We start from the raw sequence: 18885 nt of genomic DNA, 5'->3' as shown, positions 1-18885 counted from the left end.
TGAACAAGTCGCTTTTTTTATGCTTAATTTATTTGGCTTAACGCTTACTAATACTCCCAGAACCAGTAACTTTGGTGTCTTCTTTGGCTGGATTTCCTTTGTAGGATACATCACCAGAACCGGTTACACGAATTTTTAAGTTGGAATTACTAACTACTTCCATATCTCCAGATCCAGAAATGGAAACTTCGGTGTTCTCAGCTGATAAACCGTAGCAGCTATAATCGCCAGAACCCGTAATAGTAAGTTTCAAATCTGTGGTTTTTCCAGTAAGGGTAATATCACCAGAACCTGTTAAATTACTTTCAATTTCATTGGCAAAAATATCTAAAGTGATATCGCCAGATCCCGTTAAATTAACATCAAATTCGTCTGTATTTATAGGGGCTTTGCTGATAATATCTCCTGAACCTGCTAAACTTACCTTTTCAATATCTTTAAAGGGAATAAAGATCTTAATCGTTTTTTTACGACTCGTGCTTAAATTGATGCCTTTTTCAGTTTTTACAATTAGTTTTCCATCTTTTACTTCGGTTATAATATATTCTAACAAATTCTCTTCGCCTTCAATTTTCAATTTTCCTTCGGTACCTGCAAGTAAAATATAGTCGAATGATCCGTAACAAGCAATCTCTTCATAATCACTAGTGTTTCTTTCTATGGTTACAATATTTCCGTTTCCGGAGATTCTTTTGCCCCATTGTGCGCAGCTTGCAGCACTGCATAATAAAATGGTTAACAATACGATTTGATTTTTCATAATATTTGGTTTTTAGTGATTGATTTAATTTTTTTCAATACTAACGCTTCCGTAGTCTGAATTTATTTTAATAAGATTATTTGTAGATGAAGATCCATAATAACCTTGATAATATTTGCTGGTAGATTCTTCGCGTTTTTTATTGAATTGGAATTCATCATGATTACGAAGTGAGGCATAATCTAAATCAATATCAAAATTGAAATGATAGTAGGAGTTAAAACCAATATGAATGCCCACATAATCTGAATCGATTTCAATGGTGCTTGCCGATTCTTTGATACTTTTAATTTTAATAGATCCGTAATCGGCATCAATTTTTACATTTTTATAAATATCTCCTAAAACTATGGTTAAATAATCACCTGATCCCGAAACATTATTGGCTCTGTCTACTGTAAGAGCCCCATAATCGCATTTATATTTTAAATCCTCAATCGTTTCAAATTTCGAATTGGTGTATTCGGCTTCTAAATTGATGTTTTTAGCATTAGCGACTACAAATCCACTATAATCCGCTTTTATACGACCATTATTTATAAATTCGAAATAAGAGTTCTTGGTATAATCAAACTCAATAATGTTATTATTTCCCATGAGTTCTTTGGTAGTTATTTTACCATAATCGCAATTTATTTTTGCATCGCCTTCCAGTTTGTCCAAGTTAATACTGCCGTAATCATTACTTAAATCCACAGAGTTCGTTATTGGCATTTTAATAATATAATTAATCTTCATATTAATATTATTGTTACTGCCCCAATTCCACCAAGATCTAGATTTACTTTTATTGAAAATAGTTTTAGCAGAAACGTAACTTGAATTGGATTCAAAGTCAACCGTAATATCATCTATTTTCTCTAAAACTTTATCTTCATTACTGCCGCTAACAGATATTTTAATTTCAATTTCTATGCGGTTTTCATTCCACGTTATAATATCCAAGTTTCCATAACTATTATCAATTTTTAATGTGGCGTTTTTAGAAACATTAAACGATTTCTTTATGGTTTTTTCTTGCTTATGTTTATCGTGGTTAACTGGGTTTGTATTTGCCGAAATAAGCATTGGGAACAAAATAAAAGCGAGACATAGTTTATATAATATATGTGTTTTCATAAATGTTATTATTAAAGTATATTTTGAAATACTTGATTGTTTAATTCTTTAATATGTTCAATTTGTTCTAATGTGTTTTCCAAAACTTCAATGCGGTTTTGGAAATTGGAAATCATAGCATAAATAACCCGTTGATCATTTCCGCTTTCTGTTAAATCCGTTTTTAGAGTTTCGTATTCGGTTTCCAATCGCTTTAATTGTTTTAAGCCATCATTAATAAGTAGTGTCGTTTTTGGATTAGAAGCTGTTTGCAGTTTTTTTAATTCCGCAGTAATAGTCACCGTGAAAAAATCTTCCGTTTTTGCCATTTCAGGCGAAACGCTTCCCAAACCATTAATATTTGTACTTGTTGTGTTTACAGTAAATACCGAAACTAATAATATAATAGATGCTGCAATACCGATAATAGGTAGCCACAATTTTCTAACTTTTGGAGCTGATTTTTTGATTTCTGATTGCTCGTTTAATTTGACTAAAAACCGTTTCTCATGATTTTCAGCAGGTAAGTTAATGTCGAAATCAGTTTGTAAACCCCTAAATAGAATATCTATATCGTCTGGTTTCATTATCTTAATAATTAATAATAGGTTGAAGTGCTAGCCTTAATTTTTCTTTCGCACGAGAAACGGTGGTTCTACAATTGGCATAGCTAACATTAGTAATCGCCCCAATCTCTTCATAATCATAGCCTTCAATTAAATGTAAGGTTAGTGCAATGCGGTAGTTGTCTTTTAAACCATTGATCGCTTTTATAATCATCTTAACTTTACTATCGCTTTCAGTTTCTTCAATACTAATACTAGAGCTTTCATCTTCTAGTTTATATAACACCGAATCCATTGGTACGTTTTGATGTTTTCCATCTTTATTATATTGATATATACTTTTGTTTACCACAATACGTTTTAGCCACGCGCCAAATATTGTCACTTCTTGTAAGGTGTCCAATTTGGTAAAAGCTGATAAAAAGGCTTCTTGCATAATATCTTCAGCTTCAAAAGAATTTTTCACAATTCTAAAAGCGGTATTATACATGGCTTTATAATATCTGTTATAAATTTCCAACTGCGCCTGTTGGTTACCAGATTGGCACAAAGTGATTAAAACTTCAATATTTTCCGTGGTTAGGTTCAAAAAAAATTAAATTGTTAGTATAAAGATGCGACAAAAACTAAACTGTTACACTTTTTTAAAGTATTGTTTAAGATTCATGGCATATTAATTGAATACTATAGCCAAATGTACGGCAATAATGCAGTATGATTCCGCTGATAGCGAGTTGTATATTTGTTAAAAGAACTATTAAAACATAAAGATGATTCTGTTATTATCTTATATTAATGACAGAATGACTTAAATATATCTATGAAGAAATCTAATTTTTTAAGCCTTGACAGTTTGTCATTTCAAGATTTTGATGAAAATTCAGAATTAATCCCATTGATGACTCCAGAAGACGAAGAAGAAATCAACAAAGAAGCGCTACCCGAAACACTACCAATATTGTCTTTACGTAATACGGTTTTATTTCCTGGTGTGGTCATTCCTATTACGGCTGGTCGCGATAAGTCTATTAAGCTAATTAACGATGCTAATAAAGGTAGTAAGGTAATTGGTGTGGTGTCGCAGAAAGACGAGTCGGTTGAAAATCCTACAGCAGCCGATATTCATCAAACCGGAACGGTTGCACGTATTTTAAAAGTTTTAAAAATGCCTGACGGGAATACAACCGTTATTATTCAGGGTAAAAAACGTTTTAAAATAAAGGAAGTTTTAACAGAAGATCCATATATAAAAGCAACGATTGAGGAGGTTCCTGAAGCAAAACCTGCTGAACAGAATAAGGAGTTTGAAGCGATAATCGATTCGATTAAAGATTTATCTCTTCAAATTATAGAAGACAGTCCAAATATTCCAAGTGAAGCATCTTTCGCCATTAAAAACATTCAGAGTAATTCATTTTTGATAAATTTTGTATCGTCAAATATGAACTTAAGTGTTACGGAAAAACAAAGTTTGTTGGAAACCAACGATTTGAAGGATCGTGCGCTTGAAACTTTAAAATATATGAATATGGAGTTCCAGAAATTGGAACTTAAAAATGATATTCAATCCAAGGTTCAAAGTGATATGAACCAACAGCAACGCGAATATTTCCTTCAGCAACAAATGAAAACCATTCAGGAAGAATTGGGTGGTGTTAATCATGATGAGGAAGTAGAGCAAATGCGAGCGCGTTCTAAAAAAATGAAATGGGGCGAAAAAGAAGGCAAGCATTTTGAAAAAGAGCTTGCTAAAATGCAACGCATGAATCCGCAAGTTGCAGAATATTCTATACAGAGAAACTACCTAGAGTTATTCCTGGATTTACCATGGAATAAATTCAGTAAAGATAAATTCGATTTAAAACGCGCACAACGTATTTTAGATCGCGATCATTATGGTTTGGATGATGTAAAGCGTCGTATAATTGAACACCTAGCGGTTGTTAAATTACGTGATGATATGAAATCGCCTATTTTATGTTTATACGGACCTCCAGGTGTTGGTAAAACATCATTAGGGAAATCTGTAGCCGAGGCATTAGGCCGTGAGTATGTGCGTATGTCTTTGGGTGGATTGCGTGATGAAGCGGAAATTCGCGGACACCGTAAAACATATATTGGTGCTATGCCAGGACGTATTATACAAAGCTTAAAGAAAGCAGGAACGTCTAACCCGGTTTTTGTTTTAGATGAAATAGATAAATTGGCTAACTCGAATCAAGGTGATCCATCGTCAGCTATGTTGGAGGTTTTAGATCCTGAGCAGAATAGCGAGTTTCATGATAACTTCTTGGAAATGGGCTTCGATTTATCTAAAGTCATGTTTATTGCAACTTCTAATAGTTTATCTACCATTCAGCCAGCCTTATTGGACAGAATGGAAATTATAAACGTTACAGGTTATACTATTGAAGAAAAAGTAGAAATAGCCAAACGTCATTTATTACCAAAACAATTAAAAGAACATGGATTAACGGATAAGCATCTTAAAATAGCCAAACCGCAATTAGAAAAAATTGTAGAAGGTTATACCCGTGAGTCTGGTGTCCGTGGATTAGAAAAACAATTGGCGAAAATGGTGCGTTATGCAGCCAAAAATATTGCCATGGAAGAGGAGTACGCCATAAAAGTGACAAATGAGATTATTATTGAAGTACTAGGTGGTCCAAAAATGTTGCGTGATAAGTACGAAAACAATAATGTTGCTGGTGTAGTAACAGGTTTAGCTTGGACACGCGTAGGAGGTGATATTTTGTTTATAGAATCTATTTTATCTAAAGGAAAAGGAACTTTAACTATAACTGGTAATTTAGGTAAAGTAATGAAGGAGTCGGCAACGATTGCCATGGAGTACCTTAAATCTAATGCCGAAGCGTTAGGGTTAGACCCTGATATTTTCGAAAAATATAACGTACACATTCACGTTCCAGAAGGTGCAACGCCAAAAGACGGTCCAAGTGCTGGTGTATCGATGTTAACATCATTGGTATCATTATTCACACAGAGAAAAGTGAAGAGCAATTTGGCTATGACAGGTGAAATTACACTTCGTGGTAAAGTATTGCCAGTTGGTGGAATTAAAGAGAAAATATTGGCAGCTAAACGTGCACGAATAACAGAAATCTTATTATGTGAAGATAACCGACGTGATATTGAAGAGATAAAAGCGGACTATTTAAAAGGCTTAACTTTCCATTATGTTTCAGATATGAGTGATGTTATTAAATTAGCACTAACAAAAGAAAAGGTAAAAAATGCCAAAAAACTGTAAAAAGTGACCATTCATAGATTAAAACCTCGAAAGTATTTTCGAGGTTTTTTTATGATATAGAAATAAATTATACTTGCAACCGTTTATAGATAGACTACTTTCGTCATAACAATATATGTTAAAGAAAATTATCGCTGGTTTTAGTATGCTTTTGTGCCTTTCTGCCGTAGCGCAAATTGGTGGTGAAGCCACATATCAGTTTTTAAATTTAATTTCATCTCCACGTCAAGCGGCATTGGGCGGTAAAGTATTTACTAATTTAGATTATGATGTAAGTCAAGCCTTGTCTAATCCGGCAACGATAAATGACGAAATGGATAACCAGTTGGCATTAAATTATTCTAGTTACTTGGGAGGAATAAGCTACGGAACCGCTGCTTATGGCTATACTTGGGACAGACGCGCGCTAACTTTTTTTGGCGGCGTTACTTATATCAACTATGGAAGTTTTGATGGTTATGATGAGCAAGGCAATTCCACAGCTTCTTTTAGTGGTAATGAAGCAGCAATATCTTTCGGGCATTCGCGACAAATAGGGTATTCTGATTTTTATTTAGGGGGAACCGTAAAATTAATCACATCCAAATTAGAGCAATATACTTCATTTGGAGGGGCTCTTGATGCGGGTTTAATGTATGTTAATAAAGATCTTGAATTTCAAGCAACATTAGTGGTTCGTAATTTTGGAATGCAAATAACCACTTATGCCGGACAAAATGAACCGTTGCCTTTTGAGGTTGCTTTAGGAATGTCGCAAACTTTAGAAAATGTACCAATACGTTGGCATGTGACTTTTGAAAATTTACAAAAATGGCCAATAGGTGCTGCCAATCCAGCGCGAGTAGAAACTGATTTGGAAGGGAATCAAACTCAAGAAAAAGTGGGGTTCTTCGGAAATGTTATTCGCCATACTATATTAGGAGCTGAAATTTTTCCAGAAGGCGCGTTCAATATTCGACTCGGTTATAATTTTAGAAAAGGTGAGGAGCTTCGCATTGTAGATCAGCGAAACTTTTCTGGAATTTCTGCGGGAATTGGTCTGAAATTGAATAAATTTAGGTTTAGTTTTACACATGTTCGATACACAAGCGCATCCAATGCGAATTTTTTCGGCATGCAATTAGATTTGAGATAAATGCAAAAAATTACAATAGCCATAGATGGCTTTTCTTCAACTGGTAAAAGTACCGTTGCCAAGCAATTAGCAAAACATTTAGGCTATATTTATGTGGACTCTGGTGCCATGTATCGTGCCGTAACTTATTATGCCATGAAATATGGTTTCATAGATGCAACACAATTTAATGTGGTCGGCTTGGTGTCTAAACTTCATGATGTGGTTGTTTATTTTGAAATGAATGACGTTACAGGAGTTGCCGATGTGTATTTAAATGGAGAAAATATAGAAAAAGTCATTCGCACTTTAGAAGTCTCTAATTTTGTGAGTCAGGTTGCTGCTATTCCAGAGGTACGTTATCAATTAGTAAAACAGCAACAAAAAATGGGTGCTGAAAAAGGTGTGGTTATGGATGGTCGGGATATTGGAACGGTTGTTTTTCCACAAGCCGAGCTCAAATTATTTATGACAGCTTCCGCAGAAAAACGCGCTACTCGACGGTATGATGAGTTAACCCTTCGTGGTGACATTGTTACTTATAATGATGTACTTCATAATATTGAAGAGCGTGATTATATGGATTCTAACCGAGACGATTCACCTCTGCGCAAAGCGGATGATGCCATTGAAATAGATAACTCTGAACTGACTTTAGACGAGCAATTTCAAAAAATAGTCAAGTTAGCAGAATCTACTATTCAGGGAAAAAATTAAATCTATAATATTTAGGAAACTACTTTTTGTTTATTTACAGAAATTATAGTATTTTTGCACTCCTTTTAGCGACGCATTGGAAAATTAAAAGGGATAAACAAAAACAACAATAATCCTTCTGTGTATCAGTCGCATAAATTTTCCAAATCCACACAGAATACAAAACATAATGTTCAAGATTTTAAATTAAAGAAATCGGAAAGCATTATTAATCATTTTTAAATGGCTGAAAAAGCAAAACAAGCTGAAGTTGAAGCAACGGAAGCACAAGAAGTAAAAACTGCAGAAGCTCAAGAAGTTTCTGAAGCACAATCAAATCCTGAAAAATATTTAGAGGAGTTTAACTGGCACAATTACGAAGAAGGAATTGATGAGGTTGAAGATTCTCAATTAAAGGAATTTGAAAAACTAGTAGCAGAGAATTTCGTAGATACTTTAGATGATGAAGTTGTTGAAGGTATCGTTATTAGCATGACAGATCGTGATGCAATTATTGACATCAACGCTAAATCTGAAGGTGTTATTTCGTTAAACGAATTCCGTTACAATCCTAACTTAGCAGTTGGTGATAAAGTAGAGGTATTAATTGATGTACGTGAAGACGCTACAGGTCAGTTAGTATTATCTCACAGAAAAGCACGTGTTATTAAAGCATGGGATCGTGTTAACGCGGCTCATGAAACAGGTGAAATCGTTAATGGTTTCGTTAAGTGTAGAACTAAAGGTGGTATGATTGTAGATGTTTTCGGAATTGAAGCATTCTTACCAGGTTCACAAATTGACGTTAAGCCAATTCGCGATTACGATCAGTATGTTAACAAAACAATGGAGTTCAAAGTTGTTAAAATCAACCATGAATTTAAAAACGTTGTTGTTTCTCATAAAGCCCTTATTGAGGCTGATATTGAAGAGCAGAAGAAAGAAATTATTGGTCAATTAGAAAAAGGACAAGTATTAGAAGGTATTGTTAAAAACATAACGTCTTATGGTGTCTTTATTGATCTTGGTGGTGTTGACGGTTTAGTTCACATTACAGATCTTTCTTGGTCTCGTATTAACCATCCAAATGAGATTGTTGAGTTAGACCAGAAATTAAACGTTGTTATTCTTGATTTTGATGAAAACAAATCTAGAATCCAATTAGGTTTAAAACAATTATCGAAACATCCTTGGGATGCATTAGGTGAAGAAGTTAAAGTTGGTGACAAAGTGAAAGGTAAAGTAGTTGTAATCGCAGATTACGGTGCATTTATTGAAGTTACTGATGGCGTTGAAGGATTAATTCACGTATCAGAAATGTCTTGGTCTACGCACTTACGTTCAGCACAAGATTTCGTTTCTGTAGGAGATGAGGTTGACGCAGTTATCTTAACTTTAGATAGAGAAGAGCGCAAAATGTCTCTTGGTATTAAGCAATTAACGCCAGATCCATGGACTGATATTACTACTAAATATCCTGTAGCTTCTAAGCATTCAGGTATTGTACGTAACTTTACAAACTTTGGTGTATTTGTTGAATTAGAAGAAGGTATTGATGGATTAATTTACATCTCTGATTTATCTTGGACTAAAAAAATCAAGCATCCTAGTGAGTTCTGTAATGTAGGTGATACATTAGATGTTGTTGTTCTTGAATTAGATGTTGAAGGTCGTAAATTAAGTTTAGGACATAAACAAACTACCGAGAACCCTTGGGATAAATATGAAACTGAATTCGCAGTAGGAACGCTTCATAAAGCTGAATTAACTGAAATCGTTGACAAAGGTGCAACTATTGATTTTAATGAAGATATCGTAGCTTTCGTACCGTCTCGTCACCTTGAAAAAGAAGATGGCAAGAAATTGAAGAAAGGCGAAGAAGCTGAATTCAAAATCATTGAATTTAATAAAGAATTTAAGCGTGTAGTAGCGTCGCATACAGCAATCTTCAGAGAAGAAGAAGCTGCTAATGTAAAAGCTGCTGCAAGTAATGCAGCTGCAGAAGCAAAACCAACTTTAGGTGATGCTAACGATGCTTTACAAGCACTTAAAAACAAAATGGAAGGAAAATAATCCAACCATTTTATAATACTGAAAAAGCCTTCAAGAAATTGAAGGCTTTTTTTGTGCTTAAAATTTAGAACTAATGGCTCTATAAAAAGACTGAAAGTTTAGGTATTAAAACAATATTTTGAAAGCTTTAAGAATTAAGTCTTAACTCCCTGCTTGCCGGCAAGCAAGTTGGTTCTCCAAGCACAGCGGTCTTGATTCTTTTTTCTCACTATAAAAGCGTTGTCCACTCAAATTTTTTAGTGTAACTTTGTTTATCAAATACACTGTAAAGTCTATGAGTCAAAAAGTTTTACTTAACGCCAAAGAGGTAAACATCATTCTTCATCGATTGGCTTGCCAACTCATTGAAAATCATAACGACTTTACTAATACTGTATTAATTGGTATTCAACCGCGTGGCAAATTTCTTGCTAACCGTTTAGCCGAACTTCTGGAAAGTGAATATCAAATTAAAAATGTGCAATTAGGCCTTTTAGACATCACGTTTTATAGAGATGATTTTAGAAGAGGTGAAAAAACCTTGGAAGCTAATACCACAGAAATTAATTTTTTAGTTGAAGATAAAAAAATCGTCTTTATTGATGATGTTTTATATACCGGTCGTAGTATTCGCGCGGCTTTAACTGCCATACAATCTTTTGGTAGACCCCATGAAATTGAACTTTTAACCTTAATAGATAGACGCTTTAGCAGACATTTACCTATTCAACCTAATTATAGAGGCCGACAAGTAGACGCTATAAATGACGAGCGCGTTAAAGTAAATTGGGTTGAAAATGAAGGTGAAGATGCTGTTTATTTAATAAGTGATTAGAGTAGTAGTTAATAGACAGTAGAGTATAGAAAATAAAAATTAAATAGATTCTAAAAATGACTTTTGAAGAATTAGAAAATATAGGCTTTGACAATCACATCAAACAAGACTCTGTTATTATTAGTTTCGGTAAATTTGAAAGTTTAGATGACATTCATAAAGTAGATGAAATTCTATTCGAAAAGATCCCAGAAGATATTGGTTTTTACGATGGTCATGAAATAAACATGGATGATACTGATGGACGGTTTTTTGCCTACGGAAGTAATGCAGAGAAGCTTTTTAAAGTCATACAACCACTATTAACGGAATTTGAATTCTTAAAAGATGCAGAAGCTTATTTAGAGTTTATTGAAAATAACAAAGTTGTTTCTGAACTAGAATTAAAATTGAATGACTAGCAAACTTTCAAGTGCTATTTAAAACTGAAAACTAAAAGGTTATGAGCGAATTAAGTGTCAACCACTTATTAGGGATAAAATATCTGACTAAAGAAGATATCAAGCTTATTTTTGAAACAGCCGATCACTTTAAAGAAGTAATCAATAGACCGATTAAAAAAGTGCCTTCCCTGCGAGATATTACCATTGCGAACTTATTTTTTGAGAATTCTACCAGAACCAAGTTATCTTTTGAATTAGCCGAAAAACGTCTTTCTGCAGATGTGATAAACTTTTCAGCATCACAATCGTCCGTAACAAAAGGGGAAACTTTAATAGATACCGTAAATAATATTTTGTCCATGAAAGTGGATATGGTAGTTATGCGGCATCCAAACCCTGGATCTAGTGTTTTTTTATCACAACATGTTAATGCTAGTATTATAAATGCTGGCGATGGTGCTCATGAACATCCAACACAAGCATTATTAGACTCATACTCCATCAGAGAGCGCCTAGGCGAAGTAAAAGGTAAAAAGGTGGTTATTGTTGGCGACATTTTACACAGTCGTGTGGCATTGTCTAACATCTTTGCTTTGCAGCATCAAGGAGCGGAAGTTATGGTTTGCGGACCAAAAACATTATTGCCAAAATATATTGATAAATTAGGCGTAAAAGTAGAAACTAATTTACTGAAAGCATTAAATTGGTGCGACGTTGCTAATATGCTACGCGTACAAAATGAACGCATGGAAGTTAATTATTTTCCATCTACCCGAGAGTATACCCAACAATATGGTGTAACTATGGATGTTTTAAATAGTTTAAACAAAGAAATTACTATTATGCATCCAGGTCCTATAAATCGTGGTGTAGAAATAACAAGTGAAGTTGCGGATTCTAATCAAGCCATTATTTTAAATCAAGTTGAAAATGGGGTAGCGGTAAGAATGGCGATAATATATTTATTAGCTTCAAAAATAAAACAATAAAATTATGATTTTCGATAAAGAAGAAAACACAACCATAATTACCCAAGAAAAAGCTTCGGTAATAGAATTAGTAAAGAAATTAGACGTGTTGTATGAACGTTTTAAAAATGACAATGTCATTGTCAGTTTAAACAGTTTAAAACCAATTCTATTACAAGATATTACTGAATTCCTTCAAGTTTCCAATAAGCATAGAAGCGCAAAGCATTCTTTTGTTATTGTTACTAACCAGGCTGATTTAGATAAGATACCTGATGAATTAACCGTGGTGCCAACGCTCCAAGAGGCTCATGATATTATTGGAATGGAAGAAATAGAGCGCGATTTAGGTTTCTAAAAGTATTGATTTGTAAGTTATTTATTTCAAATGACTTAATAACAAACAGCTTAACAGCAAAAACAACAAACATGAAACTCACCATTTTAGGCTGTTACAGTGCAACGCCCAGAGCTGATACTAACCCAACGTCTCAAGTTTTGGAAATAAATAACCACATTTTTTTAATAGATTGTGGTGAAGGCACTCAAGTCGAATTACGTCGTAACAAAATAAAATTTGCACGAATAAAGCATATATTCATTTCGCATTTACACGGCGATCACTTTTTTGGATTGGTTGGTTTAGTTTCCACATTTCGCTTATTAACGCGAGAAACAGAACTACATATTTACGGACCTAAAGGATTAAAAGAAATTATTACTTTACAGATGAAGCTGTCCGAATCATGGACTAATTATCCGCTTATTTTTCATGAGCTGACGTCAAAAGATTCTGAATTAATTTTTGAAGACGATAAGGTGGAGGTGCATACTATTCCTTTAATTCATAGAGTTTATACCAACGGATTCTTATTTAAAGAAAAGCCAGGCGATCGAAAATTAGATATGAATGCGGTTTTAAATGCTGATATTGATGTGGCTTATTACCGAAAACTAAAACAAGGTGCTAATGTAGAGAATGAGCACGGTGAGATGATTAATAATGCGGATGTAACCAAAGCACCAATTAAAACGAAAAGCTATGCTTTTTGCAGTGATACAGCTTATAACGAAGCTATTGTTCCAATTATAAAAGATGTAGATTTACTTTATCATGAGTCTACTTTTTTGGAAAAACATGAAAAATTAGCTGCACCAACTAAACATAGCACGGCAAAACAAGCGGCCAGCATTGCCAAACAAGCAGGAGTGGGTAAATTGCTTTTGGGACATTATTCCACACGTTATGATAATTTGAATGACTTTAAATTAGAAGCAGAAACGATTTTCACACCTGTTGAATTAGCGAGAGATGGTAAAGTCTTTACTATTTAAATTCGTCTAAATTTTGCATCCAAAAAATTGCTTCTTCCAAACTTGTGCAGCGTTTAATACTATTTGAAGAAAATTGCTTTTCTAATGTTGCATTTCGATAAGCAAAATCATCATAAACTGCGATTGCAGAAGCAATAATAAAGCCATATTCTTTATTAAATTTACGCCATAAGTTGGGGTCAATAGAGTAGTTGTTTACGCGGTTTGCAATATGTCCTATTTTACAATTTGGTCCGTAAAACTCGATTAAAAATTCGGAAGTTTGCTGTATTTTATCCCAATCAAAATGTACTTCTTCATTATGTTCGGCAATCAGAAAACGATCACAGAGATAATAAGTGGCAAACGGAAAAACTACTTTATGGTGTTTGAGTTGTTTAAAATAAATGCTGTTTTCAAATTTCATTCTATCAAATAATGCTTAAATTTAGGGTGAATTCTGCATATTTCGCTACGCTAATGTACGAAAAATAATACTGATAATGTTAATGGATAGAGACTTAAGTAACTACAGAAAAACATATGAAAAAGGAGCACTTTTATTAAAAGATTCTCCTGACAATCCCATGGAACTTTTTAAACAATGGTTTCATGAAGTTGATACACATTTTACACAAGATGAAACAAATGCGATGACGGTTTCTACAATTGGTTTGGATGGCTTTCCTAAAAATCGCGTGGTTTTGCTAAAACGATATACGTATGAAGGATTTATATTTTTTACCAATTACCAAAGCGAAAAAGGTCAGGCGATATCCAAAAACCCTCATGTGTGTTTATCTTTTTTTTGGCATGGCGCTGAACGTCAAGTAATTATTAAAGGTATAGCAGAAAAGATTGCTGAAAATTTAAGCGATGGCTATTTTGAATCCAGACCACGAGGAAGTCAATTGGGAGCTATAGCTTCCCATCAAAGCTCTATTGTTAAGGATAGAGCAGAATTGGAAATGGATTTAAAAAATCTGGAAATACAATTTGAAGGAAAAGAAATTTTAAGACCAGATTATTGGGGAGGCTATATTGTGAAGCCTATTTCTATAGAGTTTTGGCAAGGAAGGCCGAATAGATTACATGATCGTATTCATTATCAGTTAGATGAAGAATACAATTGGTGTAAAAATCGTTTATCGCCTTGATTACATCGATGAAATGCTATATATTTTGACTTCAGAGTATGTTTTATCGATGAAATGCACTTAAAAACGTTAAAATGCGTGTATTTCATCGATTTTAACAATTCATTAACGGTTATTTGGACAAAGGTTTCTACTTTTATAGTCCCAGATCTAAATAACCTACTAATGAGAAATTTTATTTTCCTGCCAGTTATGATATTTTTAGTCATTTTTATGACCTCTTGTTCTTCGGAATCAATAGATGAAGTAGTTATAATTGAAGACTCATCTGAATTGATTATTCCCGAATCCAAGACGATTGAAATTGAAATAATGGAACTTATAAATGACTATCGTTTATCAAAAGGATTAAATCCTTTAAATAATGTGGGTATTATTAAAGCCCAGGCTTTTAACCATACCGATTATATGATTTCCAATAACCATGTGTCTCATGACAATTTTAACAGTCGTAGATTATTTTTAGAAGATAGGTTAGGAGCTCAAAATGTTTCGGAAAACGTTGCGTATGGTTTTACATCCGCTCAATCTGCTGTGTCCGCTTGGTTGAAAAGCGACGGTCACAGAGCAAACATTGAAGGGGATTTTACAGATTTTGAATTATCGGCAGATCAAAATGACGCAGGTAAATGGTATTATACCAATATCTTTGTAAAAAAATAAGTTTATAATATAATTATATAATTATAAAAAAACTACGATTTGATCAGACGTCAATTTGGTAGTTTTTTAGTATGGTTTCAATTTTTGAAATTTAAAAACCACTCCAATTGGAGTGGTTTTTAAATTTATTACGATCTCTATTAGTAGTATTTAATGAGTGTAGGCGTATTAAATTAATGCCTAAATTTAACTGTATGTTTAAGTCACTTTTTTTAGTTGTTACTGGCAAGAATTATAAATTTTGAGCGTCTGTTTTCCTGATGTTTTTCTTTAGAACATATAACGCTATTATCACATTCGTTAACCAGTTTAGTTTCACCGTATCCAGTAGCACTTTCTATACGCTTTTCATCAATACCGCGCGAGTATAAATACCTTTGAGTTGATTTGGCACGTTTGTCAGATAGTGTTAAATTGTAACTATCGCTCCCACGACTATCGGTATGTGATTCAATTTTAATTATCATGAGTGGATTTGCACGCATTACCGAAACAATATTCTCTAATTCGTAAGCTGCATCGGCCCTAATATCCCATTTATCAAAATCGAAGAATATAGGGTTAATTACAATTTCGTTATCATTAATTAATGGCATTAAATTCAGATTAACAACATTTTCAAAGTCAGGAATATCCGATGTTGAAACGTCTTTTAAGTCGTCTTTATAGTCAACTTTCATTCCAAGAACTTTATATTTTTGATTACATCCTGTATTAAATTGGTATTCACCCCTTTCATTACTCGTAACTTCATCCATAATTTTCCCAGATTCATCAATTAACTGCACTGTAGCCAATGCAATAGGAATTAATAGTTTAGCGTCTCTAACGGTTCCTGTTATTAGCTGCATACAAGGTTGAGCTGAAAACCCATAAATGTCATCACTACCTTTTCCGCCAGATCTATTGGATGAGAAGTATCCTTTTTGAGTAGCGCTATCAACATAGTAAGCAAAATCATCACCACCACTATTATAAGGTGCTCCCATATTTTCTACTTCTGCATAAGGATCCTTAAGTATATTACTTTTAAAAATATCCAATAAACCGATGTTTAAGTAGCCGTCAGAGGAAAAGTAAAAGATACTATCTTTGGCTACGAAAGGGAACATTTCGCGACCTTGTGTATTTATTTTTTCACCTAAATTTTTTGGTGTCCCATAACTATCCTCATTAATGGCTACACTATAAATATCTGTTTGCCCAAAACCTCCAACGCGGTCAGAGACAAAATAGAGGGTTTCATTATCTGGGCTTAAAGTTGGGTGACCTGTAGAAAAAGCATCATCATTAAATGGTAATTCTATTACATTGCCCCAATTACCACCTTCAATTTTACTAGCTCTGTATATTTTTAAATGAGATGTCCCTTTTTTATCATGAACAGGTTTATTCCTTTTATTTACATTATCTCTAGTAAAATATAGAGTTTTACCATCATTAGTTATGCAAACACTAGCTTCATGAACATCGCTACGATCTCTTCCTGTTATAACCAGACTTATAGGATTAGAAATGCCATCAATATTTTTCCCACTGTCAATTACTTCTGCGGTATACAAGTCTAAATAAGGTTCGTTATTCCATTTGTAAATTTTATTGTCCGTATTTCTAGAAGAAGCAAAATACATTTGGTTTTTAAAAACAAATGCACCAAAATCAGAGAACTCCGAGTTAATATCTAGGTTTTTTACTTTTACGTCAACATCTTTTTTAGACGCTAAAGATTTATAAAGAGCTATATTACTTCGATTTAATTCTTCAGTGCGCTTATCATCATTTTGTATATCTTTAAATTTTACTAACCAGTTATCGGCTTCTTCATACTTACCCAAACTACGCTGCGTTTGTATATATTTATAAAGGTATTCTGGGTTTGTTTTTTTGTACTTGTTTAAAGCTAATCCATACCAAAGTGCGGCAGATTCCGAATCGGAATTATTATAGTAACAATCGCCTAGGCGTGTTAAAACGTGTTCGCTACTATCGCCTTTTCTAATAGTTTCTTCATATAATTCAGCAGCCTTTACGTAGGAGTAATTTTCGAAAAACATGTCTGCTACTTTTTTTTGCGAAAATAGGAACGTACTACTTAATGCAACAATTGTGAATATAATTTTAGTTTTCATGCGATTATATTTTTAGAAGTATCGAGGTGATTTAATTCGTTTATTTTTAAATAACTCAAACATGATTAATATTTCGTGTGTTCCGCCGGTATAAGCGTTTAAATCTGATATTGGATATTCATAAGCATAGCCAATTCGAAACTGCTTTGAGACTTGAAAATCGGCAATTCCTGCTATAGCGGTTGTTTGATTATCGATTCGGTAGCCACCGCCGATCCAGAATTTTTCATAGAATAAGAAATTGGCTGTAATGTCAAACGACACTGGAGCACCATTAGTTGCTTTTAATAGAAATGCTGGTTTTAACTTGGTATTTTCACTTAAATTAAAAACATAACCACCAGTAAAATAATAGCTAACACGCTCTAGAGCTGCATAATCTTGGCTGGTTCCTGTATCGTCGTTATAATCATTAGTTAAAATACGAGGTGCTGATAATCCTAAATACCATTTGTTAGAATGCCAAAAAACACCTGCGCCAATATTTGGGTCCCAACGATCATCAATACCATAAATACTCGGGTCATTACCAGGAGCATCGGCAGCAAAGCGATCCAGCGTATAACTTGTAAAACCGGCTTTAACACCAAAAGCTAATTTAGTTTTTTGACCTGTCTGGATAGTATATGAAAAATCACCATATAAATAGGTGAACCGTTCATCGCCTAATTTATCGTTTATAAAAGACATACCTAAACCAATTTTTTCATTTCGTAAAGGCGAATGAATAGATGCCGTTTGAGTAATAGGTCCGCCATCAAAGCCAACCCATTGACTTCTATGCAGGCCAACAACACTTAATACTTCTCTACTTCCAGCATAAGCTGGATTTATAGAGATGGTATTATACATATACTGCGTAAACTGTGGTAATTGTTGTGCAGTTCCAACCGTACAAGTAAATAATGCTATCGCTATTATTTTCTGTTTAAAAGGTTTCATAGGCTATAAATTTATTTGGTTCCTACGTAGAAGTACCCTGTAATAGGCTTAAATCCACTATTTTTTATGTTAATAATGTAATAGTATGTTCCGTTAGGTATCGAATTTGCTCCACCTATAGATGATTTGTGCGCAGTACCATTCCAGTTATTTTGATAATTGGTCTGTTTGTAAATAATAGCACCCCAACGATTGAATACCTGTACATCATACGAATAGCCACAGTTTGCTGATCCTAGAATTTCGAAAAACTCATTATACTGATCTCCATTAGGCGTTATAGCTGTTGATATTATAATGCTATCTCTATCACAAGGATCTGGTGCAAGTACCACACAATCATCATTTATATTAAGGTTTAATCTAAATGTGTTAGAGCAACCATTTTCCATGACTGTATAGCTGAAAATGTAATCTCCTAGTTCCACGTTGGTAGGATCAAAGTAGTTGTCATTTAAGTTTACATTTGAAGAAATAGCTATCCAATTTCCCGAAGTATTGTTACCACTATAGAAATCGAATAAGTCTATTAAGCCATCGTCATTACAGCGATCATCATCTGCACTAGTAGTGGAGTTTTCATTGGTTACATAAATAGCTTGACTAAATTGTGCTTCATTACCACAAGCATCAGCTACGGTCCAGTTCCAAATAATTTCGTAGTCTGTTTCAGAACCATTGGATGTGTTTGTTTCTTCGAAATTTAAAATAGTTACTTCGTTGGAGCACTCGTCAAACTCTAAAACTGGAACTTCTGGAAGCTCTGCACAGCTAACAAATACATCCGATAAATCATTGATAACAATAGGAGCAATCGTGTCTTTTATAGTTATTGTTTGAAATATAGACGTTGTATTATTACAAGTATCTGTAAAAGTCCAAGTACGCGTAATAATTACATTACAAGAATCTGTTTCGTCAGTTGAATCGACAGCCA

Annotated in this window: 19 protein-coding genes; 11 read left to right on the top strand and 8 right to left on the bottom strand. The window is 33.8% G+C overall.

What is annotated here, in order from left to right; all coding sequences use genetic code 11:
- Positions 1 to 37: 37 nt before the first annotated feature.
- The 4 genes from BZARG_RS11375 to BZARG_RS11360 are packed head-to-tail and all read right to left on the bottom strand — an operon-like array spanning position 38 to position 3013.
- Positions 38 to 760, bottom strand: coding sequence for a head GIN domain-containing protein (locus BZARG_RS11375; RefSeq protein ID WP_008638510.1), 723 nt, complete (start codon positions 758 to 760; stop codon positions 38 to 40).
- Between the two features lie 24 nt (positions 761 to 784).
- Entirely contained in the window at positions 785 to 1879 is a 1095-nt protein-coding gene (locus BZARG_RS11370) for a hypothetical protein (protein ID WP_008638521.1), read from the bottom strand.
- An 11-nt stretch (positions 1880 to 1890) separates the two neighbouring features.
- Positions 1891 to 2445 carry a hypothetical protein gene (locus tag BZARG_RS11365; RefSeq protein WP_008638513.1) on the bottom strand — a complete coding sequence of 185 codons (555 nt, stop codon included), beginning with the start codon at positions 2443 to 2445 and terminating at the stop codon, positions 1891 to 1893.
- Between the two features lie 4 nt (positions 2446 to 2449).
- Entirely contained in the window at positions 2450 to 3013 is a 564-nt protein-coding gene (locus BZARG_RS11360; RefSeq protein WP_040288589.1) for an RNA polymerase sigma factor, read from the bottom strand.
- A 231-nt stretch (positions 3014 to 3244) separates the two neighbouring features.
- Between BZARG_RS11360 and lon the strand changes: the two genes are divergently transcribed.
- The 9 genes from lon (at position 3245) to BZARG_RS11315 (ending at position 13078) form a co-directional block, all read left to right on the top strand.
- A complete protein-coding gene (lon, locus tag BZARG_RS11355; protein WP_008638490.1) occupies positions 3245 to 5695 on the top strand; it encodes an endopeptidase La in 2451 nt (816 codons plus the stop codon).
- Between the two features lie 115 nt (positions 5696 to 5810).
- Entirely contained in the window at positions 5811 to 6830 is a 1020-nt protein-coding gene (gene porQ / locus BZARG_RS11350) for a type IX secretion system protein PorQ (protein ID WP_008638508.1), read from the top strand.
- Positions 6831 to 7526 (top strand): (d)CMP kinase, encoded by a 696-nt coding sequence (gene cmk / locus BZARG_RS11345; RefSeq protein ID WP_008638519.1) that lies wholly within the window; start codon positions 6831 to 6833, stop codon positions 7524 to 7526. It abuts the gene before it with no gap.
- A gap of 222 nt (positions 7527 to 7748) precedes the next feature.
- Positions 7749 to 9578, top strand: a complete 1830-nt coding sequence (gene rpsA / locus BZARG_RS11340) for a 30S ribosomal protein S1 (RefSeq protein ID WP_008638488.1) — start codon at positions 7749 to 7751, stop codon at positions 9576 to 9578.
- A 274-nt stretch (positions 9579 to 9852) separates the two neighbouring features.
- Positions 9853 to 10392, top strand: coding sequence for a bifunctional pyr operon transcriptional regulator/uracil phosphoribosyltransferase PyrR (gene pyrR / locus BZARG_RS11335; protein ID WP_008638501.1), 540 nt, complete (start codon positions 9853 to 9855; stop codon positions 10390 to 10392).
- Between the two features lie 56 nt (positions 10393 to 10448).
- The gene (locus BZARG_RS11330) at positions 10449 to 10793 is read left to right on the top strand and encodes a hypothetical protein (protein ID WP_008638495.1); all 345 of its coding nucleotides are present in this window, start codon (positions 10449 to 10451) and stop codon (positions 10791 to 10793) included.
- 41 nt (positions 10794 to 10834) lie between these two features.
- Positions 10835 to 11764: an aspartate carbamoyltransferase catalytic subunit gene (locus BZARG_RS11325; protein ID WP_008638502.1), complete on the top strand. Its 930-nt coding sequence runs from the start codon at positions 10835 to 10837 to the stop codon at positions 11762 to 11764.
- A gap of 4 nt (positions 11765 to 11768) precedes the next feature.
- A complete protein-coding gene (locus BZARG_RS11320) occupies positions 11769 to 12101 on the top strand; it encodes a hypothetical protein (protein ID WP_008638493.1) in 333 nt (110 codons plus the stop codon).
- 71 nt (positions 12102 to 12172) lie between these two features.
- A complete protein-coding gene (locus BZARG_RS11315) occupies positions 12173 to 13078 on the top strand; it encodes a ribonuclease Z (RefSeq protein ID WP_008638523.1) in 906 nt (301 codons plus the stop codon).
- Here the strand turns inward: BZARG_RS11315 and BZARG_RS11310 are convergent.
- Complete coding sequence (locus BZARG_RS11310) at positions 13071 to 13484, bottom strand: hypothetical protein (protein WP_008638515.1); 414 nt, start codon at positions 13482 to 13484, stop codon at positions 13071 to 13073. The two genes, BZARG_RS11315 and BZARG_RS11310, sit on opposite strands and share 8 nt — an antisense overlap.
- An 82-nt stretch (positions 13485 to 13566) precedes the next feature.
- On the opposite strand from BZARG_RS11310, the gene pdxH reads away from it, so the two are divergent.
- Positions 13567 to 14214 carry a pyridoxamine 5'-phosphate oxidase gene (gene pdxH, locus BZARG_RS11305; RefSeq protein ID WP_008638491.1) on the top strand — a complete coding sequence of 216 codons (648 nt, stop codon included), beginning with the start codon at positions 13567 to 13569 and terminating at the stop codon, positions 14212 to 14214.
- 165 nt (positions 14215 to 14379) lie between these two features.
- On the top strand, positions 14380 to 14877 hold the full coding sequence (locus BZARG_RS11300) for a CAP domain-containing protein (RefSeq protein ID WP_008638504.1): 498 nt from the start codon (positions 14380 to 14382) through the stop codon (positions 14875 to 14877).
- A gap of 212 nt (positions 14878 to 15089) precedes the next feature.
- Here the strand turns inward: BZARG_RS11300 and BZARG_RS11295 are convergent, their stop codons facing one another.
- The 3 genes from BZARG_RS11295 to BZARG_RS11285 all read right to left on the bottom strand — a co-directional run.
- Positions 15090 to 17006: an OmpA family protein gene (locus BZARG_RS11295; protein ID WP_008638506.1), complete on the bottom strand. Its 1917-nt coding sequence runs from the start codon at positions 17004 to 17006 to the stop codon at positions 15090 to 15092.
- A gap of 12 nt (positions 17007 to 17018) precedes the next feature.
- Positions 17019 to 17948, bottom strand: coding sequence for a PorP/SprF family type IX secretion system membrane protein (locus tag BZARG_RS11290; RefSeq protein ID WP_008638497.1), 930 nt, complete (start codon positions 17946 to 17948; stop codon positions 17019 to 17021).
- Between the two features lie 11 nt (positions 17949 to 17959).
- A partial coding sequence (locus BZARG_RS11285) for a gliding motility-associated C-terminal domain-containing protein (protein ID WP_040288586.1) occupies positions 17960 to 18885 on the bottom strand: 926 nt, incomplete at its 5' end.

This window comes from Bizionia argentinensis JUB59 (assembly GCF_000224335.1).
Classification (GTDB): domain Bacteria; phylum Bacteroidota; class Bacteroidia; order Flavobacteriales; family Flavobacteriaceae; genus Algorimicrobium; species Algorimicrobium argentinense.
The sequence above is the reverse complement of the archived record's forward strand: the minus strand, read 5'-3'. Positions and strand labels throughout refer to the sequence as shown.